21 protein-coding genes are annotated in these 21434 nt (G+C 75.6%); 19 read left to right on the plus strand and 2 right to left on the minus strand.

Annotated features, from left to right (window positions below):
• The first annotated feature begins 22 nt into the window (after window positions 1–22).
• The 4 genes from AC2TDM_RS06230 to rho all read left to right on the plus strand — a co-directional run bounded on the left by AC2TDM_RS06230 (window position 23) and on the right by rho (window position 6065).
• Complete coding sequence (locus AC2TDM_RS06230; RefSeq protein WP_484636147.1) at window positions 23–1366, plus strand: homoserine dehydrogenase; 1344 nt, start codon at window positions 23–25, stop codon at window positions 1364–1366.
• Window positions 1366–2454, plus strand: coding sequence for a threonine synthase (thrC, locus tag AC2TDM_RS06235; RefSeq protein ID WP_090035025.1), 1089 nt, complete (start codon window positions 1366–1368; stop codon window positions 2452–2454). The genes AC2TDM_RS06230 and thrC overlap by 1 nt, the downstream gene beginning before the upstream one ends.
• A gap of 5 nt (window positions 2455–2459) precedes the next feature.
• Window positions 2460–3383 (plus strand): homoserine kinase, encoded by a 924-nt coding sequence (gene thrB / locus AC2TDM_RS06240; RefSeq protein ID WP_484636148.1) that lies wholly within the window; start codon window positions 2460–2462, stop codon window positions 3381–3383.
• Window positions 3384–3785: 402 nt separating this feature from the next.
• Window positions 3786–6065: a transcription termination factor Rho gene (gene rho, locus AC2TDM_RS06245; protein ID WP_484636149.1), complete on the plus strand. Its 2280-nt coding sequence runs from the start codon at window positions 3786–3788 to the stop codon at window positions 6063–6065.
• A gap of 69 nt (window positions 6066–6134) precedes the next feature.
• Here the strand turns inward: rho and AC2TDM_RS06250 are convergent, their stop codons facing one another.
• Window positions 6135–6899 carry a phosphotransferase gene (locus tag AC2TDM_RS06250; RefSeq protein WP_484636150.1) on the minus strand — a complete coding sequence of 255 codons (765 nt, stop codon included), beginning with the start codon at window positions 6897–6899 and terminating at the stop codon, window positions 6135–6137.
• A 110-nt stretch (window positions 6900–7009) separates the two neighbouring features.
• Window positions 7010–8302: a glycosyltransferase family 4 protein gene (locus tag AC2TDM_RS06255; protein ID WP_484636151.1), complete on the minus strand. Its 1293-nt coding sequence runs from the start codon at window positions 8300–8302 to the stop codon at window positions 7010–7012.
• Window positions 8303–8532: 230 nt separating this feature from the next.
• On the opposite strand from AC2TDM_RS06255, the gene rpmE reads away from it, so the two are divergent.
• From rpmE to AC2TDM_RS06330, 15 genes are all read left to right on the plus strand, one after another.
• Window positions 8533–8748: a 50S ribosomal protein L31 gene (gene rpmE, locus AC2TDM_RS06260; protein ID WP_090035034.1), complete on the plus strand. Its 216-nt coding sequence runs from the start codon at window positions 8533–8535 to the stop codon at window positions 8746–8748.
• 143 nt (window positions 8749–8891) lie between these two features.
• A complete protein-coding gene (prfA, locus tag AC2TDM_RS06265; RefSeq protein ID WP_090035037.1) occupies window positions 8892–9992 on the plus strand; it encodes a peptide chain release factor 1 in 1101 nt (366 codons plus the stop codon).
• 104 nt (window positions 9993–10096) lie between these two features.
• Window positions 10097–10981 carry a peptide chain release factor N(5)-glutamine methyltransferase gene (gene prmC, locus AC2TDM_RS06270; RefSeq protein ID WP_484636152.1) on the plus strand — a complete coding sequence of 295 codons (885 nt, stop codon included), beginning with the start codon at window positions 10097–10099 and terminating at the stop codon, window positions 10979–10981.
• Window positions 10978–11637: an L-threonylcarbamoyladenylate synthase gene (locus AC2TDM_RS06275; RefSeq protein ID WP_484636153.1), complete on the plus strand. Its 660-nt coding sequence runs from the start codon at window positions 10978–10980 to the stop codon at window positions 11635–11637. Before prmC ends, AC2TDM_RS06275 begins: the two co-directional genes overlap by 4 nt.
• Window positions 11634–12929: an MraY family glycosyltransferase gene (locus AC2TDM_RS06280; RefSeq protein WP_484636154.1), complete on the plus strand. Its 1296-nt coding sequence runs from the start codon at window positions 11634–11636 to the stop codon at window positions 12927–12929. Before AC2TDM_RS06275 ends, AC2TDM_RS06280 begins: the two co-directional genes overlap by 4 nt.
• A complete protein-coding gene (locus tag AC2TDM_RS06285; protein WP_484636155.1) occupies window positions 12926–13429 on the plus strand; it encodes a Cg1360 family ATP-synthase-associated protein in 504 nt (167 codons plus the stop codon). Before AC2TDM_RS06280 ends, AC2TDM_RS06285 begins: the two co-directional genes overlap by 4 nt.
• Before the next feature lie 321 nt (window positions 13430–13750).
• Window positions 13751–14542, plus strand: coding sequence for a F0F1 ATP synthase subunit A (gene atpB / locus AC2TDM_RS06290; protein ID WP_090035048.1), 792 nt, complete (start codon window positions 13751–13753; stop codon window positions 14540–14542).
• A 211-nt stretch (window positions 14543–14753) separates the two neighbouring features.
• On the plus strand, window positions 14754–14984 hold the full coding sequence (atpE, locus tag AC2TDM_RS06295; RefSeq protein WP_090035051.1) for an ATP synthase F0 subunit C: 231 nt from the start codon (window positions 14754–14756) through the stop codon (window positions 14982–14984).
• Entirely contained in the window at window positions 14981–15574 is a 594-nt protein-coding gene (locus AC2TDM_RS06300) for a F0F1 ATP synthase subunit B (protein WP_484636156.1), read from the plus strand. The genes atpE and AC2TDM_RS06300 overlap by 4 nt, the downstream gene beginning before the upstream one ends.
• The gene (locus tag AC2TDM_RS06305; RefSeq protein WP_090035057.1) at window positions 15574–16386 is read left to right on the plus strand and encodes a F0F1 ATP synthase subunit delta; all 813 of its coding nucleotides are present in this window, start codon (window positions 15574–15576) and stop codon (window positions 16384–16386) included. The genes AC2TDM_RS06300 and AC2TDM_RS06305 overlap by 1 nt, the downstream gene beginning before the upstream one ends.
• 93 nt (window positions 16387–16479) lie before the next feature.
• Entirely contained in the window at window positions 16480–18105 is a 1626-nt protein-coding gene (gene atpA / locus AC2TDM_RS06310; RefSeq protein WP_090035059.1) for a F0F1 ATP synthase subunit alpha, read from the plus strand.
• A gap of 2 nt (window positions 18106–18107) precedes the next feature.
• A complete protein-coding gene (locus AC2TDM_RS06315; protein WP_484636157.1) occupies window positions 18108–18998 on the plus strand; it encodes a F0F1 ATP synthase subunit gamma in 891 nt (296 codons plus the stop codon).
• Between the two features lie 84 nt (window positions 18999–19082).
• The gene (gene atpD / locus AC2TDM_RS06320; protein WP_090035065.1) at window positions 19083–20567 is read left to right on the plus strand and encodes a F0F1 ATP synthase subunit beta; all 1485 of its coding nucleotides are present in this window, start codon (window positions 19083–19085) and stop codon (window positions 20565–20567) included.
• Window positions 20568–20677: 110 nt separating this feature from the next.
• Window positions 20678–20956 (plus strand): F0F1 ATP synthase subunit epsilon, encoded by a 279-nt coding sequence (locus AC2TDM_RS06325; protein WP_090035076.1) that lies wholly within the window; start codon window positions 20678–20680, stop codon window positions 20954–20956.
• A 13-nt stretch (window positions 20957–20969) separates the two neighbouring features.
• On the plus strand, window positions 20970–21380 hold the full coding sequence (locus tag AC2TDM_RS06330; protein WP_090035077.1) for a DUF2550 family protein: 411 nt from the start codon (window positions 20970–20972) through the stop codon (window positions 21378–21380).
• The last annotated feature ends 54 nt before the right edge of the window (window positions 21381–21434 follow it).

The following is a 21434-nucleotide window of genomic DNA, read 5'->3' on the forward strand; positions in this document are numbered from 1 at the left end:
CCATCGCCAGGAGGCAGCCCCCGTGAGCGCACCGGACCCGCGGCCGACGACGACCGGGGGCGCGCCGCTGCGGGTCGCCCTGCTCGGCTGCGGCGTCGTCGGGACGGAGGTCGTGCGGCTGCTCACGACGCAGGCGGCGGACCTCGCCTCCCGCGTGGGCGCGCCGCTCGAGCTCGTCGGCGTCGCGGTCCGCGACGTGTCGGCACCCCGCGACGCCGTCGTCGACCGGGCCCTGCTGACGACGGACGCCGAGGCGCTGGTGGACCGCGCGGACGTCGTCGTGGAGGTCATGGGCGGCATCGAGCCGGCCCGCGGGCTGCTCCTGCGCGCGCTGCGCGGCGGCGCGTCGGTCGTCACCGCCAACAAGGCGCTCCTGGCGCAGGACGGGCCCACCCTCTACGCCGCGGCGGACGCCGCGGGCGTCGACCTGTACTTCGAGGCCGCGGTCGCGGGTGCCATCCCCATCGTCCGGCCGGTGCGGGAGTCGCTCGTCGGGGACCGGGTGCGCCGGGTGCTCGGCATCGTCAACGGCACGACGAACTACGTCCTCGACCGGATGGCCACCGACGGCCTCGACCTGGCCGCCGCCGTCGCCGAGGCGCAGGCGCTGGGCTACGCGGAGGCCGACCCGACGGCCGACGTCGAGGGCCACGACGCCGCCGCGAAGGCCGCCATCCTCGCCTCCCTCGCGTTCCACACCCGGGTGCGGCTCGACGACGTCGACCGCACCGGGATCACCGGGCTCACGGCGCAGGACGTCGCGTCGGCGGCGCGCACAGGCCACGTCCTGAAGCTGCTCGCGGTCGCCGAGCAAGTGGACGGGCCGGACGGCGGCGCCCTGGACGTGCACGTCCGCCCGGCGCTCGTCCCCGCCGGGCACCCCCTGGCCGGTGTGCGCGGCGCCTTCAACGCGGTCTTCGTCGAGGCGGAGGCCGCGGGGGAGCTCATGTTCTACGGGCGCGGCGCCGGCGGGGCGCCGACGTCGTCGGCCGTGCTGGGCGACGTCGTGTCGGTGGCCCGGCACCGCGTGCTGGGCGGTCGCGGCCCGGTCGAGTCCTCCTACGCCGAGCTGCCCGTGCAGGACCCCGGGCTCGCGCGCAGCCGCTTCCAGCTCCGCCTCGAGGTCGACGACCGGCCCGGCGTGCTCGCCCAGGTCGCCTCCGAGCTCGCCGAGCGCGGGATCTCCATCGAGGCGGTGCAGCAGACCGTCGAGCCCGACGGCGCGGCGGGTGCAGCCGTGCTCGTCCTCACCACCCACACCGCCACCGCCGCGGCCCTGCACGCGACGGTCGAGGCGCTGCGGGACCTCGACGCCGTCCGCGACGTGGTCTCCGTGCTGTCCGTCCTGCGAGTCGAGGAGCCCTGATGGCCCACCAGTGGCGTGGCGTGATCGCCGAGTACGCCGACCGCCTGCCGGCGCACGTGCAGCGCACCGTCGTCACCCTGGCCGAGGGCGGCACACCGCTCGTGCCGCTGCCGGTGCTCTCCGAGCGCATCGGGGCCGAGGTGTTCGCGAAGGTCGAGGGCATGAACCCGACCGGGTCCTTCAAGGACCGCGGGATGACGACGGCGATGTCGGCGGCGGCGGACCGCGGCGCGAAGGCCGTCGTGTGCGCGAGCACGGGCAACACCTCCGCGGCGGCCGCCGCCTACGCGACGCGCGCCGGCATGGTCTGCGCGGTCCTCGTGCCCGACGGCAAGATCGCCATGGGCAAGCTGTCCCAGGCGATCGCGCACGGCGCCCGCCTCCTGCAGGTCGACGGCAACTTCGACGACTGCCTCGTCGCCGCCCGCAAGCTGGCCGAGGCGTACCCCGTCGAGCTCGTCAACTCGGTCAACCCGGACCGCATCGAGGGGCAGAAGACCGCCGCGTTCGAGGTCGTCGACGCCCTCGGCGACGCGCCGGACATCCACGTCCTGCCGGTCGGCAACGCGGGCAACATCACCGCCTACTGGAAGGGCTACCGCGAGTACGCGGGGCTCGACGCCGGCGCGGACCTGCCGGCGCTCGCCACCCGGACCCCCGCCATGTGGGGCTTCCAGGCCGCCGGCGCCGCGCCGATCGTGCTCGGCCACCCCGTCACGCACCCCGAGACGGTCGCCACGGCGATCCGGATCGGCAACCCGGCCTCCTGGCCCCAGGCGCAGGAGGCGCGGGACACGTCGGGGGGCCTGGTCGAGGCCGTGACCGACGAGCAGATCCTCGCCGCGCACCGGTTCCTGTCCGCCGAGAACGGGGTCTTCGTCGAGCCGGCGTCGGCCGCAGGGATCGCGGGCCTGCTGGCGCTGCACGAGCAGGGGCGCGTCCCGGCCGGCGCCCGGATCGTCGTGACGGTCACCGGCCACGGCCTCAAGGACCCGCAGTGGGCCCTGCGCGCCGCCGACGGCAGCGACGTCGTCCCCGAGCGCGTGGGCGCCGACGTCGTGTCGGTCGCCGCCGCGCTCGGCCTCTGACCGCCGTGCGCCTGCGCACGGAGCACGTGCGGGTGCGGGTGCCCGCGACCAGCGCGAACCTCGGCCCCGGCTACGACGCCCTCGGCCTCGCCCTCGACCTGCAGGACGAGGTCGAGGTGTGGGCGCACCCGCGGGCGGCGGTCACGGTGGAGGTCGTCGGCGAGGGGGCCGGGGAGGTGGCCGACGACGAGCGGCACCTCGTCGCCCGCGCGCTGCTCGAGACGCTCGACGAGGTGGGGGCGCCGCGGACGGGCCTGCACCTGCGGTGCACCAACCGGATCCCGCACGGGCGCGGGCTCGGGTCGTCCGCCGCCGCGGTCGTCGGCGGCATCCTCGCCGCCCGCGCGCTGCTGGGGGAGCCCGACGAGCTCGACGCGGCCGCGGTGCTGACCCTCGCCACCCGGCTCGAGGGGCACCCCGACAACGCGGCGCCCGCGGTGCTCGGCGGGCTCACCCTCGCCTGGACGCCCGGGCCGCACGCGGTCGGGCTGCCGCTGCACCCGTCCGTGGTGCCGCTCGTCGCGGTGCCGCCGGTCCGCCTGGCCACCGCACGGGCGCGCTCGGTCCTGCCCGCGCAGGTGCCGCACGCCGACGCCGCGTTCGCGCTGGCGCGGGCGGCACTGCTCGTCGAGGCGCTGGGCCGCCGGCCGGAGCTGCTGCTCGCGGCGACCGCCGACCGGCTCCACCAGGAGTACCGGCGCGAGGTCATGCCCGACTCGCTCGCGCTCGTGGACGTCCTGCGGCGGGCGGGGGTGCCGGCCGTGGTGTCGGGGGCGGGGCCGACCGTCCTCGTGCTCGGCGTCCGCGACGCCGACGGACGGGTGCCGGCGGCGGAGGCGCTCGACGCCGCCTTCGGCGGGGCGATGGGGGGCTGGCGCGTCCTGAGCCCGGGCGTCGCGACGCGGGGAGGGCACGCCGTCGGGGCGTGACCCGGGGCGGCCGGCTGGTCCACCGGCCGGTCGATCGGCAGGTCGATCGGCAGGTCGATCCGAGGGGCGCGGCGCTGCGCCGTGCGGGTGGTCCTCGACGTGATCTGCGTCGCCGTCCAGGGCCGCGAGGGGCCCGGGTGCTATTGTCCTCCCGTCCCCCCGAGACCGGTGCTGCCCTACCGGTGCCGTCGGCGCACCTCCGCCGCACGGCCCCGCCCGAGCCCGCCGGCCCCGACGAGCCCCGCTCCATGGCGGAGTCGAGGCGGAGTCCGGCGGGGGACGATCCCAGCCGCTGCTCGCACCGACACCGGTGACCGCGGCGCTCCAACCCCGTGCCGGCACGCGCCCGCACGGACCGGCCGTCCCGCAGCGGCGGCCGCCGACGAGGGGGAAGGGTCCTTCGTGACAGACACCATCCAGCCTGCCGTGAGCACCTCCGGCGGGTCCGCCCCTGACGCCGCCATCGCGGCGATGCGCCTGCCGGAGCTGCAGGCGCTGGCCGCCCAGCTGGGCGTGCGGGGCACGAGCAAGATGCGCAAGGGGGACCTCGTGCAGGCGATCCGCGGGGCGAGCGGCGGGCAGCGCCCGCAGCCGCTCGAGACGTCCCGCACCGCGACGACCGTCACGGCCGACGGCACCGACGCCGCGCCGGCCACGCGCGCGCCGCGCCGCCGCGCCACGCGCGCCACGGCCCCGGCCGACGCGACGGCGGCGTCGGCCGAGGTCACCGCGACGACGACCCCGACGACGGCCCCCACGACGACCCCGAGCACGACCCCGAGCACGACGGCGGGCGCCGCTGCTCCGGGTGCCGACGAGCGTCCCGGCGCGACGGCGGTCGCCACGACGGCAGCGACGACGACGAGCGTGCCGGCGCTGGAGCTGCCGGCCGCCCGTCCCGAGGTGGCGGCCCGGCGCACCGCGCCCGACGCGACGGGGGCGCGCGGCGACGAGCGCCGTCGCCCCGTCCGTGACGAGCGGGGCGAGTCGCCGCGCACGGACGACCGGCGCCCGGACGCCCGCGGCACCGAGCCCGACGGCGACGCCGCGGACGCCCCGACCGGGGCCCGCGCCCGTCGCCCGCGGCGCGAGGACGCGCTCGCCGGGCTCGAGGCGGCCCTCGACGCCCGCCTCGGCGGCGAGGCGGACGACCGCGGCGGCGACCGTCGCACCCGCCGGGGCCCCCGCGGCACCGAGGGCGACGCGGTCGGCCAGCCGGCGCGCGGCCGCGACACCGCGGGGCGCGACGCCCTCGGGACCGGTGCCCGTGAGGGCCAGCCCCGCGAGGGCCAGGTCCGCGAGCTCCCGACCGGGGACGGCCTGACCGGCGACGGCCAGGGCTTGCGCCAGGTCGGCGGCGACGGCTACGAGGACGACGAGCGCGGCGGACGTCGCCGGCGCTCACGCGACCGGTTCCGCGACCGCGACACCCGCAAGCGGGGCCGCGGGCGCGTGCCCGGCGACCTCGTCGGCGACGTCGAGGTCGACGTGGCGGACGACGACGTGCTGCTGCCCATCGCGGGCATCCTCGACGTCCTCGACTCCTACGCGTTCGTCCGCACCACCGGGTACCTGCCGGGGCCGAACGACGTCTACGTCTCCCTCGGCCAGGTGAAGAAGGCCGGCCTGCGCCGGGGCGACGCCATCACCGGTGCGGTGCGCCAGCCGCGCGAGGGCGAGAGCACGGCGCCCGGCGCCCGGACGAACAAGTTCAACGCGCTCGTCCGCCTCGACACGGTCAACGGCCTGACGCCGGAGGAGGCGCGCCAGCGGCCCGAGTTCACCAAGCTGACGCCGCTCTACCCGCAGGAGCGCCTGCGCCTGGAGTCCGAGCCGAACCGGCTGACCCCGCGCGTCATCGACATCGTCGCCCCGATCGGCAAGGGGCAGCGCGGCCTCATCGTCGCGCCCCCCAAGGCCGGCAAGACGATCATCATGCAGCAGATCGCCAACGCGATCACCACGAACAACCTCGAGGTCCACCTCATGGTCGTGCTCGTCGACGAGCGCCCCGAGGAGGTCACGGACATGGAGCGGACGGTCAAGGGCGAGGTCATCGCCTCGACCTTCGACCGCCCCGCCTCCGACCACACGGTCGTCGCCGAGCTGGCCATCGAGCGGGCCAAGCGCCTCGTCGAGCTGGGCCAGGACGTCGTGGTGCTGCTGGACTCGCTCACGCGCCTGTCCCGGGCCTACAACCTCGCCGCGCCGGCGTCGGGCCGCATCCTGTCCGGCGGCGTGGACGCCGCGGCGCTGTACCCGCCGAAGCGCTTCTTCGGTGCGGCGCGCAACATCGAGCACGGCGGGTCGCTGACGATCCTCGCGTCGGCCCTCGTCGAGACGGGCTCGAAGATGGACGAGGTCATCTTCGAGGAGTTCAAGGGCACGGGGAACATGGAGCTGCGGCTGTCCCGCTCGCTGGCGGACAAGCGCATCTTCCCGGCGGTGGACGTCAACGCCTCCGGCACCCGCCGCGAGGAGATCCTCATCGCGCCCGACGAGCTCAAGATCGTCTGGAAGCTCCGCCGGGTCATGGGCGGGCTCGACCAGCAGCAGGCCGTCGAGCTGCTCATCGGCAAGCTGCGCGAGACGCGGTCGAACGTCGAGTTCCTCCTGCAGGTGCAGAAGACGACGCCCGCGGGTGCCGGCGCCGGCGACGACACGCTGGGCCGCACGGTCTGACGCCCTCGTCGCCCCCGCCCACGGCCCGTCCCGCACCTCGGGGCGGGCCGTCGGCGTCCGGGGCGCGCCTCAGGACACGTCCCAGAGCAGCCGGTAGAAGGCGTTGCGGCGCGGGTCGGGCGTGACGCCGTACGCGGCGACGACGAGGTGCTCGTACCCCGGCCCGTGGTTCCAGGTGAACGACCACGCCGCCACGGCGAGGTCCGCCCACCGGTCGGCCACCCCGAGCCGGCCGAGGTCGACGTGACCGGTCGCGGCGCCGTCGTCGCCGAGCAGCGTGTTGGGCGTGCAGGCGTCCCCCTGGCAGACGACGGGGTCGACGGGCGGCGGGTCCGCGAGCCGCACGAGGACCTCCGTGGGTCCGAGCGCGGCGTGCTCCGGTGCCCAGGCGGCGGGCCCGTCGCCGGCGGCGAGCCGGGCGCGGGCGGCCGCGACGCGGTCCTCGAGCGACCACGTGAACGGGCAGCCGGCGACGGGGAGGGCGTCGTGCAGGGCCCGCAGGCCGGCGCCCACCCCGGCCGCGGCCCGTGCCGGGTCGCGGCGCCAGCGCGCGTCGACGGCCGACGTGCCGGTCAGCGCGGCGGTGCGCAGCCAGGTGCCGTCCGCGTCCTCGCCACGGGCCAGGACCTCGGGGACCGCGGCGTGGGGCCGCGCCCACGCCAGCCGCGCGGCCTCGGCCGCGAGGTCGAGGCCGGACCCGTGCGGGGCCCACTTCAGGAAGCCCGTCGTCCCGGTGCCCGCGGGTGCGGTCTCCTGCACGCGGTAGGTCAGGCCCCCGTGCTCGTTGTGCCACACGGGCGTGGCGGTGGCGCCCGCGGCGACGAGCCGGCGCACGACCGCCGGCGTCGGTGTACCGGGCGGGGGCGGGCCGGCGAGGGGCGGGCGCCGGTCGGCCCCGGAGTCCGTGACGAGGGGCGGCGACGGGCGCCGGCCCGGGCGTGGGGTCACCGACGGCGGGCCGCCCGGGCGGCGGGGGTCGCCGGGGCCCTGGGGGCCGACCGCGCGGCGAGGGCACGGGCGTAGGCCGCCTCGACGCCGTCGAGCACCGCGTCGCGCTCGTGGCGCCGGGCGACGGCCCGCTGCCCGGCGACGGCCGCGCGACGAGCGGGCGGGTCGTCGACCCAGCGCGCGAGCGCCGCGGCGAAGGCGCGCACGTCCCGGGCCTCGACGAGCTGGTCCTCGAGGCCCTCCATCGTCGCCCGGTAGCCGGGGTTGTCCCCGGCCAGGACGACCCCGCGCGCGCACGCGAGCGCCTCCACCACGGAGATGCCGAAGCTCTCCCCGCCGGTGGACGGCAGCACGACGACGTCGGCGCCGGCCAGCAGCGCGGGCTTGTCCGCCTCCGCGACGAACCCCGGCAGCGTGACCCGGTCGGCCAGACCCGCCGCGGCCAGCGCGCGCCGGAGCTCGGCCTCCAGGGGACCGCGGCCGGCGAGCACGAGGTGCCACGGCCGGCGCGTGAGCCGGTGCCGGGCGAGGTGGTCCAGCGCGGCGACGAGCTCGCGCGCGCCCTTGCGCTCGACGAGCCGGCCGAGGAAGACGAGGCGCACGGGCCGGTCGGGGTCGTCCTCGTCGCCGACGGAGGTGCCGGGGGCGCCCGGGACGGGAGCGCCCGGGCCGGGGGCGTCCGCACCGACCCCGGCGCCGGCGGCCTGCAGCCCGGCGAGGTCCAGCGGCATGCCGAGCACCGTGGTGCGCAGCCCGAAGGCACGCCGCGCCAGGTCGGCGGCGGGCGTGGACAGGGCGAGGACCTCGTCGAACCGGCGCAGCGTCGGGCGTGCGACCACGGCCAGGGCGCGCGCGCCGGCCTCGACCACCGGCGACTCCGTCGCGATGAGGAAGGTGCCGACGACGCCGACGTGCGCCGGCACCCGCGCCACCACCCGCCCGGCGAGGAGGGGGGAGTACGGCATGGCGACGTGCAGCACGTCGACGGGCACCTCCGTCAGCAGGCGGCGCACCGCGGTGGCCGGCGCGGGCAGCGGGGTGCGCAGCAGGTTGCCGTTGAAGCTGACGCCGGTGTGCCGTCCGAGGACGTGCAGCCCGGGCAGGTCGGTGCGCTCGGTGGTCGAGGCGACGAGGTGCACGTCGTGACCGCGCCCCCGCAGGCCGGCGGCCACCGCCAGCACGTACTGCTGGACGCCGTCGGGGCGGTCCAGGCCGTCGTCGAGGACGAGGGCCACCGTGAGGCGACGGGGGGTGCCGGCGGCCGCGGCGGTGCGGTCGTCGGGCGGCACCCCGACAGCATAGGGACCGAGAGCATGGGGACCGAGAGCATGGGGACCGAGGCGGACCGGCAGGAGGACGGGTGCCAGGACCGGGCGGGGAGCCGGGACGACGGCGGGCACCTGGTTCGGGAAGGTGGAGGGGGTCCGCGGTGTTGTGGCAGACTGTCCGGTCGGTCTGCGGTTCACCTGTGCGAGCCCGCGCGGGACCCGGAGACGCAACCCCCTGAGGAGAACCCCCCGTGAAGGCTGACATCCACCCGCAGTACGTGCCCACCCAGGTGGTCTGCACGTGCGGCGCCACGTTCGTGACGCGCTCGACGGTGACCTCCGGCGAGATCCGCGCCGACGTGTGCAGCGCCTGCCACCCGTTCTACACGGGCAAGCAGAAGATCCTCGACACCGGCGGCCGCGTGGCCCGCTTCGAGGCCCGCTACGGCAAGCGGTCCGCCAAGTAGCACCCCCGCAGCGCCGGCACCGGCGCGGTCGACGGCCCTCCATGGTCGTGACCGCGTCCGGTGCCGGCGCTGTGTCGTTCCCGGACCGTGCCGCCCTGCCAGGCGCCGCGCGGTCCTGACCCCCCCTCTGCCGAAGGGCCCCCATGTCCGTCCCCGCCGCTGACGCGTTCGCCGCCGCCGGCCCCCTGCTGGCCGAGCACGCCGACATCGAGCGCCGGCTGGCGGACCCCGCCGTCCACGCCGACGCCGGCCTGGCGCGCCGCCTCGGCCGCCGGTACGCCGAGCTCGGCCGCGTGGTCGCCGCCCACGTCGCGTGGCGCCAGGCCCGGGACGACGCCGACGCGGCGGCGGAGCTCGCCGACCTCGACGAGGGCTTCGCGGCCGAGCTGCCCGGCCTGCTCGCGGCGGCGGACGCCGCGGCGGAGCGGCTGCGGCGCGTGCTGGTGCCGCGCGACCCCGACGACGGGCGCGACGTCATCCTCGAGATCAAGGCGGGGGAGGGCGGCGAGGAGTCGGCCCTGTTCGCGGGCGACCTGCTGCGCATGTACCAGCGCTACGCCGAGCGTGAGGGCTGGGCCACCCAGGTGCTGGAGGCGACGCAGTCGGACCTCGGCGGGTTCAAGGACGTGCAGCTCGCGGTCAAGGCCCGCGGCGCGGTGGCGCCCGAGGACGGCGTCTGGGCGCACCTGAAGTACGAGGGCGGCGTCCACCGGGTGCAGCGCGTCCCGGTCACGGAGTCGCAGGGCCGGATCCACACCTCGGCGGCGGGCGTGCTCGTCCTGCCCGAGGCGGACGACGAGGCCGAGGTCGCCGTGGACCCGAACGACCTGCGCATCGACGTGTTCCGGTCCTCCGGCCCCGGCGGGCAGTCCGTCAACACGACCGACTCCGCCGTGCGCATCACGCACCTGCCGACGGGCATCGTCGTGTCGATGCAGAACGAGAAGTCCCAGCTGCAGAACCGCGAGCAGGCGCTGCGGGTGCTGCGCGCACGGCTGCTGGCCGCCCGGCAGGAGGAGGCGGCCGCCGCGGCGAGCGCCGCGCGCCGGTCCCAGGTCCGCACGGTGGACCGCTCCGAACGCATCCGCACGTACAACTTCCCGGAGAACCGGATCGCCGACCACCGCACGGGGTACAAGGCGTACAACCTCGACGCCGTGCTCGACGGCGACCTCGGTCCCGTCGTCCGGTCCGCCGTCGAGGCGGACGAGGCGGCGCGGCTGGCCGGGCTGGCCGAGGCGTGAGCGGCGACGCTCCCGTGGACGGGCGGGCGGCCGAGAACCTGGCAGGGCCGTCGGCAGGGCCGTCGGCAGGGCCGTCGGCAGGGCCATCGGAAGGGACCCTGTCGGTGCGCGCGGCCGTGCAGGGCGCCGCGCGGCTGCTCGCGGAGGCCGGGGTCCCCTCGCCGCGACCCGACGCCGCCGCGCTGGCGGCGCACGTGCTGGGGGTGGACCACGTCCTGCTCGCGCCCGACGAGGCGCCGCCCGGGTTCGCCGCGCGCTACGCGGGGCTCGTCGAGCGGCGGGCGCGCCGGGAGCCGCTGCAGCACCTCGTCGGCCGGACGGGCTTCCGCCGGGTGGTGCTGCTCGTCGAGCCCGGCGTGTTCGTGCCGCGGCCCGAGACGGAGACGGTCGCGGAGCCCGCGGTGGCCGAGGCGCGGCGCGTGGCCGCGTCCGGGCGGCCGCCGCTCGTCGTCGACCTGTGCTGCGGCGCGGGACCCCTCGCGGTCTCCCTGGCCGTCGAGGTGCCGGGCGCGCGGGTCGTCGCGGTCGACGCCTCGCCCGCCGCCGTCGACCTCACCGCGCGCAACGCCGCCGCGCAGGGCGTCACGGTCGAGGCCCTCGTCGGGGACGTGCGGGAGCGGGCCCTGCTCGCGGAGCTGGACGGCATGGTCGACGTGCTCGTCTCGAACCCGCCCTACATCCCGCCCGACGCGGAGCCGGTCGACCCCGAGGTGCGCGACCACGACCCCGCCCTCGCCCTGTGGGGCGGCGGGATGGACGGCCTCGACGTGCCGCGCGCGGTGCTCGCGGCCGGCGCCCGCCTGCTGGCCCCCGGCGGCCTGCTCGTCGTCGAGCACGCCGAGGTGCAGTACACCGCGCTCCGTGCGGCCGCCGCCGCGGAGGGCTTCATGGACGTCGCGACGTTGCCCGACCTCACGGGCCGGCCCCGCACGCTCGTCGCGCGGCGGCCCCGGGGCGCACGGGCGCGCGTGACAGACTCGGCCCCGTGACCGCGCGCCTCCACGACGTCAGCGACCCGACCACCTGGGGTCCGGCCCTCGACGACGCCGTGCAGACGCTCGCCCGCGGCGAGCTCGTGGTGCTGCCGACGGACACCGTCTACGGCATCGCCGCCGACGCGTTCACGCCGCCCGCGGTGCAGGCCCTGCTCGACGCGAAGGGCCGTGGCCGGCAGATGCCGCCGCCGGTGCTCGTCGGGTCGCTGCCGGTGCTGGACGGCCTGGCCACCGCGGTGCCCGACGGCGCACGCGCCCTCGCCGAGGCGTTCTGGCCGGGCGGGCTCACGCTCATCCTCGCGGCGCAGCCGTCCCTCGCGTGGGACCTGGGGGAGACGCACGGGACCGTCGCGCTGCGGATGCCGGACCACCCCGCGGCGCTCGCGCTGCTGCGGCGCACGGGACCGTTGGCCGTCTCCAGCGCCAACCGGACCGGGCAGCCCGCGGGGACGACGGCCGCGGAGGCGCGCGGGCAGCTCGGCGACTCCGTGCGGGTCTACCTGGAGGCGGGTGCGGCCCCCGGCGGCGTCGCCTCGACCATCGTCGACGCGACCGGTCCCGTGCTGCGGGTCGTGCGCGAGGGCGCGGTGGGTCTGGAGGCCCTGCGCGCGGTGACGCCGGTCGAGGGGCGGGACGAGGCGGTGCCGTGAGGGTCTACCTCCTCGTCCTGCTCGTCGCGGCGGTCGTGACGTACCTGGCCACGCCCGTCGCGCGCCTGTGCGCGCTGCGGTGGCGCGCCGTCACGGCCCTGCGGGAGCGGGACGTGCACACCGTGCCGACGCCGCGCCTGGGCGGGCTGGCGATGTACGCGGGGATCCTCGCGGCGGTGCTCGTGGCCAGCCGGCTGCCGTTCCTCGAGCGGGTCTACGACGACCCGCGCCCCCTCGTCGGGATCCTCGGCGGCGCGGGGCTCGTGTGCCTGCTGGGCGTCGCCGACGACGTCTGGGACCTGGACTGGATGACGAAGCTGACCGGTCAGGTGCTGGCGGCCGGCTTCCTGGCGTGGCAGGGAGTGCAGCTCTACCAGCTCCCGCTCGGCGGGGTCACGGTCGCCTCCAGCCGGATGTGGCTGGCCCTGACGGTGCTGACGGTGGTCGTCGCGATGAACGCGGTGAACTTCGTCGACGGGCTCGACGGCCTCGCCGCCGGCGTCATCGCCATCGGCGGCACGGCGTACTTCCTGTACACGTACCGGCTCACGCAGGACGCCAGCCCCACCGACTACTCCAGCCTGGCGACCCTCGTCGTCGCGGTGCTCGTCGGGGCGTGCCTGGGGTTCCTGCCGCACAACTTCAGCCCCGCGCGCATCTTCATGGGCGACTCCGGCTCCATGGTGCTCGGCTTCGTCATCGCGGCCGCCGCGGTGGTCGTCACCGGGCAGATCGACCCCGAGGCCGTGACGGACCGGCAGTCCTTCCCGGCGTACGTGCCCATGCTCCTGCCGCTCGCGGTGCTGGTCCTGCCGCTCCTGGACATGGTGCTGGCGGTCGTCCGCCGCGTCGGCGCCGGCCGCTCGCCGTTCCACCCCGACCGCATGCACCTGCACCACCGGCTCCTGGCCCTCGGGCACACGCACCGGCGGGCCGTGCTCATCATGTACATCTGGACGGCCGTCGTGTCGTTCGGCACCGGCTCGCTGGTCGTGCTGCCGACGGCGCCGGCGCTCGCGCTGCTCGGCGTCGGGGTGCTCGTCGCGACGGGGCTGACCCTCGGGCCGCTGCGGCCCCGCGGGGAGGCGCCGCTGCCCGTGGCGACGCTGCGGGGGCTGTCGACCGCGCCGCCGGTGCCCCCTCGTCCCGACGAGCGCGCCGACGATCGCTCCGACGGACCCTCCGACGAGCGGCCCGACGACAGGCCGGCCGACGGGCCCGACGAGCGGTCCTCCGTCCTCCCGACGCCCCCCGGCGCCGTGCGCGCCCCCACCCCGGAGAAGACCCGATGAGCGCACCCGACCCCCGTCCCGCCCCCCCTGCCGGCAGCACGTCCGGCAGCACGTCCGGCAGCACGTCAAGCAGCACGTCAAGCAGCGCGTCCGGTACCGCGCGCGAGGTGGAGGCCGTCTTCCGGCTCGCCCTGCGCGACGTCCTCGTCCTCCTCGGCGTCCTGGCCGTGGTGGGGCTCGCGGTGGGCTGGTTCGCCGCCGGCACCGCCGGGGTGTGGGGGGCGCTCCTCGGGGTGGGCCTGGCCCTCGTGTTCTCCGGCACGACGATCGTGTCGATGCTGCGGACGGCCCACGCGACGCCGCAGGCGATGGCAGGCGTCGTCATGGGGGCCTGGCTGGTGAAGGTCGTCGTCGTCGTGGCGGCGCTGGCGGTGCTGCGCGGCATGGACTTCTACAGCCGGCCGGTGCTCGCGGGCGTGCTCGCGGTGGGTGTTATCGGCTCGGCGCTCCTGGACTACCGCGCGGTGCAACGGGCCCGGATCCCGTACGTCGGCGCCTGACGCCGGGCGGAGGCGACCGCCGTCGTCGAGCCGGTCGTCGTGCCCGTCGTCGAGCCGGTCGTCGAGCCCGTCGTCGAGCCCGTCCTCGTACCCGTCACCGGGTCGGTGGTGGGTGCCCGGTAGTTCCCGTTCGTCCCGGTCGGCAAGGTCACACCGCACGGCCGCGGCGGGCGCCCGGCGGGGCCCGGAGGGCGGGTGAGGATGGGTTAGGCTCTCCCCGTCCTCGACGGCCCGGGTGCCGACCGGCGTGGCCTGCGCTGATGCTCGCCCGCCCACCCCAGACCCCAGGAGTGCGACCTGTCCAGCACCGCGACCGCCGCCCTGACGCTCGCCGCCGAGGAGGGTGGGGGCTTCCACGCGCCCACCCTCGCCGACTTCTTCCCCGGCGCGATCGCCTTCGACGGCACGTTCGTCGAGTTCAACCGGATCATGATGGTCCGGGTCATCGCGACCGTCCTCCTGCTCACGATCATGGTCCTGGCGGCGCGGCGCGCGACGCTCGTCCCGGGGCGCGGGCAGAACGTCGTCGAGGTGCTCCTCGACTTCGTCCGGGTCAACGTCGCGGAGGAGATCCTCGGCAAGAAGGAGGCGCGGCGCTACGTGCCGCTCCTGACCGCGGTGTTCTTCGCGATCCTCGCCTTCAACATCACCGGTGTCATCCCCGGCCTGAACATCGCCGGCACGTCGGTGATCGGCCTGCCGATCGTGTTCGCCCTCATCATGTACGTGGTCTACCTGCACGCGGGCATCCAGCGGCAGGGCCTCGGCGGGTTCCTCAAGACGAACCTGTTCCCGGCCGGCGTGCCTGCGCCCATGTACGTGCTGCTGACGCCGATCGAGTTCCTCACGGTCTTCGTCTTGCGGCCGGCGACGCTCGCCATCCGGCTCGTGGCCAACATGATCGCCGGGCACCTCATGCTCGTCCTGTGCTTCGCGGCGACGAACTACTTCATCCTGGAGGCGGCGCCCGCCCTCAAGGCCTTCGGCGCGGTGACCTTCGTCGCCGGTCTGGCGATCACGCTCTTCGAGGTCTTCATCGCGGCGCTGCAGGCCTACATCTTCGTCGTGCTGAGCGCGGTGTACATCAACCTGTCGATCGAGACCGAGCACTGAGCCCAGCACGGGGCCGGGCACGGGGCCCAGCACCGGGCCCAGCACCGAGCCCAGCACGGGGCCTGGTCCCGACGGACCGCACGACCCAGCTCCACACCCTGTACAGCACCCCGCACCACCGGGGGGTCCCGGACCCCCACCACGCACGAGTGCCCGTCCACCCGGTCGGGCACCCAACGGAAGGAACGGACTCACCGTGGCAGACACCAGCATGATCCTCGCGGCGGCCGACGCGGTCTCCGGCAACATCGCCACCGTCGGCTACGGCCTCGCGGTGATCGGCCCGGGTATCGGCCTGGGCATCCTCATCGGCAAGACCATCGAGGGCATGGCCCGCCAGCCCGAGGTCGCCGGTCAGCTCCGCACCACGATGTTCATCGGCATCGGCTTCGTCGAGGTCCTCGGCCTCCTCGGCCTCATCACCGGGTTCCTCTTCCAGTGAGCGCGGCCGCGATCCCCGCGGCCCTCGTGACGGCCGCAGCGGAGACCCACGAGGAGCAGAGCGTCCTCATCCCCGCCGGCTACGACCTCTTCTGGTCGGCGGTCGTCACGCTCGTCATCCTCGTCGTCTTCATCCGCTACGTGATGCCGCGCTTCACCACGGTGCTCGACGAGCGGACCCGCCGCATCGAGGGCGGCCTGGCCCAGGCGGAGACCGCCCAGGCCGAGGCCGACGCGAAGCTCGCCGAGCTCAACCGCCAGCTGGCGGACGCGCGCACGGAGGCCGGCCGCATCCGCGAGGAGGCGCGTGCCGACGGCGCCGCCATCGTCGCGGAGGCCCGGACGAAGGCGCAGGAGGAGGCGGCCCGCGTCGTCGAGACGGCGCACCGCCAGATCGAGGCCGAGCGCCGCCAGGCGGCCGTGTCCCTGCGGCACGACGTCGGCGCCCTGGCCACCCAGCTGGCCGAGAAGATCGTCGGCGAGGCGCTGACGGACGAGGGGCTCCGCTCCCGCGTCGTCGACCGCTTCCTCGACGAGCTGGACGCCACCCAGCCCACCACCGCCGGCACGGCGGACACGAAGGGGTACTGATGCGCGGCACGAGCCGGGTCTCGTTCGAGGCGGCGGAGCAGGCCTTCGAGCCGGTGCTCGCCGCCGCGGGCGCGGAGGCGACGTCGCTGGGGCAGGAGCTGTTCGCCCTGGTCGACGCGCTCGACGGGTCCGGTTCGCTGCGGCGCACGCTGACGGACCCGGCCCTCGGCGGCGACGCCAAGGCCGGGCTCGTCGGGCGGCTCCTGGGCGGGGCGGACCCGCGGACGGTCGCGGCCGTCCAGGACCTCGTGCGTCGCCGCTGGTCGGCGCAGGAGGACCTGGCCGAGGCGGTCGAGGGGCTGGCGTTCCACGCCGTCCTGGCCTCCGCCCAGGCGCGGGGCGAGCTCGACCGCGTCGAGGACGAGCTGTTCCGGTTCTCGCGCGTGCTCGTCGCCCAGCGGGAGGTGCGGCAGACGCTCGTCGAGCCGCGCATCGCCCCGGAGGCGCGGGCGGGGCTCGTCGAGCAGATCCTCGGTGGGCGCGCGACCCCGGAGACGCTGCAGCTCGCACGCCGGGCCGCCGCGGCCCCGCGCGGCCGCCGCTACGCGGCCACGCTCGGCCGCCTGTCCGACGTGGCCGCGCAGCGCCGCAGCCGTTCGGTCGCCACGGTGACGACGGTGGCGCCGCTGCGGCCGGAGCAGGAGCGGCGGCTGTCGGACCTGCTGCGTCGCGCCTCCGGCCGGGCCGTGCAGCTGCACGTCGTGGTCGACCCCACCGTGATCGGCGGCCTGCGCGTGCAGCTCGGTCCGCAGGTGATGGACGCCACGACGCTGTCGCGCCTGGCCGACGCGCGTCGGCGGCTCGCCGGCTGACGCCCCGCCGCCCCGGCCGCGTGCCGGGGCGGCACCCCCCGAACGAAGCGTTACCCCGCCCCGTGACCCGGGCGCCACGACAGGAGATGAGCAATGGCTGAGCTGACGATCCGGCCGGAGGAGATCCGCGCCGCGCTGGACAGCTTCGTGCAGACCTACGAGCCGGCCGCCGCGGCGTCCGAGGAGGTCGGCCGCGTGGTCCTCGCGGGCGACGGCATCGCGCAGGTCGAGGGCCTCCCCGGCGCGATGGCCAACGAGCTGCTGCGCTTCGAGGACGGCACGCTCGGCCTCGCTCTGAACCTCGACGTCCGCGAGATCGGCGTCGTCGTCCTGGGCGAGTTCACGGGCATCGAGGAGGGCCAGGAGGTCCGCCGGACGGGCGAGGTCCTGTCCGTGGCCGTCGGCGACGGTTACCTCGGCCGCGTGGTCGACCCGCTCGGCAACCCGATCGACGGCCTGGGCGAGATCGTGACCGAGGGCCGCCGTGCCCTGGAGCTGCAGGCCCCCGGCGTCATGGCCCGCAAGTCGGTGCACGAGCCGCTGCAGACCGGCATCAAGGCCATCGACTCGATGATCCCGGTCGGTCGCGGCCAGCGGCAGCTCATCATCGGCGACCGTCAGACCGGCAAGACGGCGATCGCGATCGACACGATCATCAACCAGAAGGCCAACTGGGAGACGGGCGACCCGTCCCAGCAGGTGCGCTGCATCTACGTCGCCGTCGGCCAGAAGGGCTCGACGATCGCGGCCGTGCGCGGCGCCCTCGAGGAGGCCGGCGCGCTGGAGTACACGACCATCGTCGCGGCGCCCGCGTCCGACCCGGCGGGCTTCAAGTACCTCGCTCCCTACACCGGCTCGGCCATCGGCCAGCACTGGATGTACGGCGGCAAGCACGTCCTCATCGTCTTCGACGACCTGTCCAAGCAGGCCGAGGCGTACCGCGCCGTGTCCCTGCTGCTGCGCCGCCCGCCGGGCCGCGAGGCCTACCCCGGCGACGTCTTCTACCTGCACTCCCGCCTGCTGGAGCGCTGCGCGAAGCTGTCCGACGAGCTGGGCGCGGGCTCCATGACGGGCCTGCCGATGATCGAGACGAAGGCCAACGACGTGTCGGCCTACATCCCGACCAACGTCATCTCCATCACCGACGGGCAGATCTTCCTCCAGTCGGACCTCTTCAACGCCGACCAGCGGCCGGCCGTCGACGTGGGCATCTCGGTGTCCCGCGTCGGTGGTGCCGCGCAGGTCAAGGCGATGAAGCAGGTCTCGGGCACGCTGAAGCTCGAGCTCGCGCAGTACCGCTCGCTCGAGGCGTTCGCGATGTTCGCCTCCGACCTCGACGCCGCGTCCCGGGCGCAGCTCACCCGCGGCGCCCGGCTCATGGAGCTGCTCAAGCAGCCCCAGTACTCGCCGTACCCGGTCGAGGAGCAGGTCGCCTCGGTCTGGGCGGGCACGAAGGGCAAGCTCGACGACGTGCCCGTCGCCGACGTCCGCCGCTTCGAGTCCGAGATGCTCGACCACCTGCGTCGCAGCACGGACGTCCTGACGACGATCGCCTCGACCGGCAAGCTGGACGACGCGACGGAGCAGGCGCTCGAGGCCGGCATCGACCAGTTCCGCGCGGGCTTCCTGCGCGGGGACGGCCGGGGCCTGGGCGCGGAGGAGGGCGACGCCGAGGCGACGCCCGAGCAGGAGCAGATCGTCCGGCAGAAGAAGGGCTGACGATGGCCGGCCAGCAGCGCGTCTACAAGGCGCGCATCCGTTCGACGCAGTCGCTGAAGAAGATGTTCCGGGCGCAGGAGCTCATCGCCGCGTCCCGCATCGGGCGCGCCCGCGACCGCGTCAGCCGGGCCGTGCCGTACTCGCGGGCGATCACGCGGGCGGTGTCCGCCGTGGCCACGCACACGGACGTCCGGCACCGCTACCTCGTCGAGCGCACGGACACCCGCCGGGTGGCCGTGCTGCTCGTCGCCTCGGACCGCGGCATGGCCGGCGCCTACTCGGCGTCGGTCATCCGCGAGACGGAGCGCCTCGTCGAGAAGCTGCAGGCGGAGGGCAAGGAGGTCGAGCTGTACGTCGCCGGGCGGCGTGCGGTCTCGTACTACACCTTCCGCCGCCGGCAGCTGGCCGGTGTCTGGACCGGGCAGTCGGACGCGCCCCAGGTGGAGACGGCCGACGAGATCGCCGCCACGCTGCTCGACGCGTTCGAGCGCCCGGGGGCCGAGGGTGTCGGGGAGCTGCACATCGTCTTCACGCAGTTCGTCAACATGGTGACGCAGCGCCCGCGGGTCATCCGGATGCTCCCGCTGGAGATCGTCGACGGGGTCGAGGGGACGTCCGCCCACACGGCCTTCCCGCTCTACGAGTTCGAGCCCGACCCCGCCACGGTGCTCGACGACCTGCTCCCGCGCTACGTGCGCAGCCGGATCTACGCGTGCCTCCTGCAGGCCGCCGCGTCCGAGCTGGCCGCGCGGCAGCGGGCGATGCACACCGCCACGGACAACGCCGAGGACCTCATCCGCACCTACACGCGGCTGGCCAACCAGGCGCGCCAGGGCGAGATCACCCAGGAGATCAGCGAGATCGTGTCGGGCGCCGACGCGCTCGCCTCCTGACGCCGCGCACCAGACGCCGAGCACCAGAAGCACTGCACCATCCAGCCGGAGCGCCGCTCCGGACGAGCGAAGCGAGGCCTTCAGATGACCGCCACCATCGAGGAGACGCCGAGCACGGCCGGCACGCCGGCCGTCGGGCGCGTCGCCCGCGTGATCGGCCCCGTCGTGGACATCGAGTTCCCGGCGGACCAGATCCCCGAGATCTACAACGCGCTCACGGTCGACATCGACCTGTCGGGCCAGGGCGAGGGCGAGGGGCAGGGTCCCCAGCGCATGACGCTCGAGGTCGCGCAGCACCTGGGCGACTCCCTCATCCGCGCGATCGCGCTCAAGCCGACCGACGGCCTCGTCCGCGGCGCCGTGGTCACCGACACGGGCGCGCCCATCTCGGTGCCCGTCGGCGACATCACCAAGGGCCACGTGTTCAACGTGACCGGCGAGGTGCTCAACCTCCAGCCCGGTGAGCGATTCGAGGTCACCGAGCGCTGGCCGATCCACCGCCGCCCGCCGGCGTTCGACCAGCTCGAGTCGAAGACCACGATGTTCGAGACCGGCATCAAGGTCATCGACCTGCTCACGCCCTACGTCCAGGGCGGGAAGATCGGTCTGTTCGGCGGCGCCGGCGTCGGCAAGACCGTCCTCATCCAGGAGATGATCCAGCGCGTCGCCCAGAACCACGGCGGTGTGTCGGTGTTCGCCGGCGTGGGGGAGCGGACCCGTGAGGGCAACGACCTCATCGTCGAGATGGACGAGGCCGGCGTCTTCGACAAGACGGCCCTCGTGTTCGGCCAGATGGACGAGCCGCCGGGCACGCGTCTGCGCGTCGCCCTGTCCGCGCTCACGATGGCGGAGTACTTCCGCGACGTGCAGAAGCAGGACGTGCTGCTGTTCATCGACAACATCTTCCGGTTCACGCAGGCCGGCTCCGAGGTGTCGACGCTGCTCGGCCGCATGCCGTCCGCGGTGGGCTACCAGCCGAACCTCGCCGACGAGATGGGCCTCCTCCAGGAGCGCATCACCTCCACGCGCGGCCACTCGATCACCTCGCTGCAGGCGATCTACGTGCCGGCCGACGACTACACCGACCCGGCGCCCGCGACGACGTTCGCGCACCTGGACGCCACCACGGAGCTCTCCCGCGAGATCGCCTCCCGTGGTCTGTACCCCGCCGTCGACCCGCTGGCCTCCACCAGCCGGATCCTCGACCCGCGGTACGTCGGCCAGGCGCACTACGACACGGCCACGCGCGTGAAGTCCATCCTCCAGCGCAACAAGGAGCTCCAGGACATCATCGCGATCCTCGGCGTCGACGAGCTGTCGGAGGAGGACAAGACGGTCGTCGCGCGCGCCCGCCGCATCCAGCAGTTCCTCTCGCAGAACACCTACATGGCGACGAAGTTCACCGGTGTCGAGGGCTCGACCGTCCCGCTGGCGGAGACCGTCGAGGCCTTCAGCCGGATCGCCGACGGCGAGTTCGACCACATCGCCGAGCAGGCCTTCTTCAACATCGGTGGCCTCGAGGACCTCGAGCGCAACTGGGCCCGCATCCAGAAGGAGTACGGGGTCTGACGTCCCGCACGGGGCCGGCCGTCGTCGCGACGGACCGGCCCCGTGCGACGTCCCGCCCCCACCGCCGTCCGGCGCCGCCGGTCGACGGCCCGCACGCATCAGGAGGTCAGGTGGCAGAGCTCGAGGTCGACATCGTCGCGGCGGACGGCAAGGTGTGGTCCGGCTCGGCGCGCCAGGTGTCGGCGCCCGCGGCGGACGGCGAGATCGGGATCCTCGCGGGGCACACGCCGGTCCTCTCGGTGCTGCGCCCCGGCGAGGTGCGCGTCATCCCCGGCGGCGGCGGGTCGCCGCAGCGCTGGACGGTCGAGGGCGGGTTCCTGTCCGTCGACTCGGACCAGGTCACGGTCGTCGTGGACGCGGCGCGCCCGGTCGCACCGGCCGGGCGCTGAGGTCGTCACGGGCGTGAGCGGCTGGGACGTGGTGCTGACGGCGCTCGTCGTCGTGGTCGTGCTCGTCCTGCCCGCCCTCGCCTGGTGGCGCAGCGGCGTCCGTGCGCGCCGCACCGGCGCGTTCTCGTGCGCGCTCGGGCGGTCGGCGGACGGTCCCTGGCGCGCCGGGACGGCGACCTACGGCGCCAGCCGCCTCACGTGGACGCCGGGGCCGCTGACGCGTGCCCGTGGGCGCGTGGAGCTGGCGCGCCGCAGGCTCGCCGTCACCGACCGGGTGCCGGTGCACGCGCACGGGGTGCAGCTCCTCGTCGTGACGTGCCGCGCGGCGGACCGGACGGTGCACCTGCGCATGTCCCCGGAGGCCTACGCCGGGCTCACGTCCTGGCTCGAGGCCACCCCCACCGGCGTCGACGCGTACGTCTGACACGCCGCGCGCCGACCTGCTCGTCGGTGTCGCCGCCGGCCGACGTCCGCTCAT

Source organism: Cellulomonas sp. plas2, from assembly GCF_057221735.1.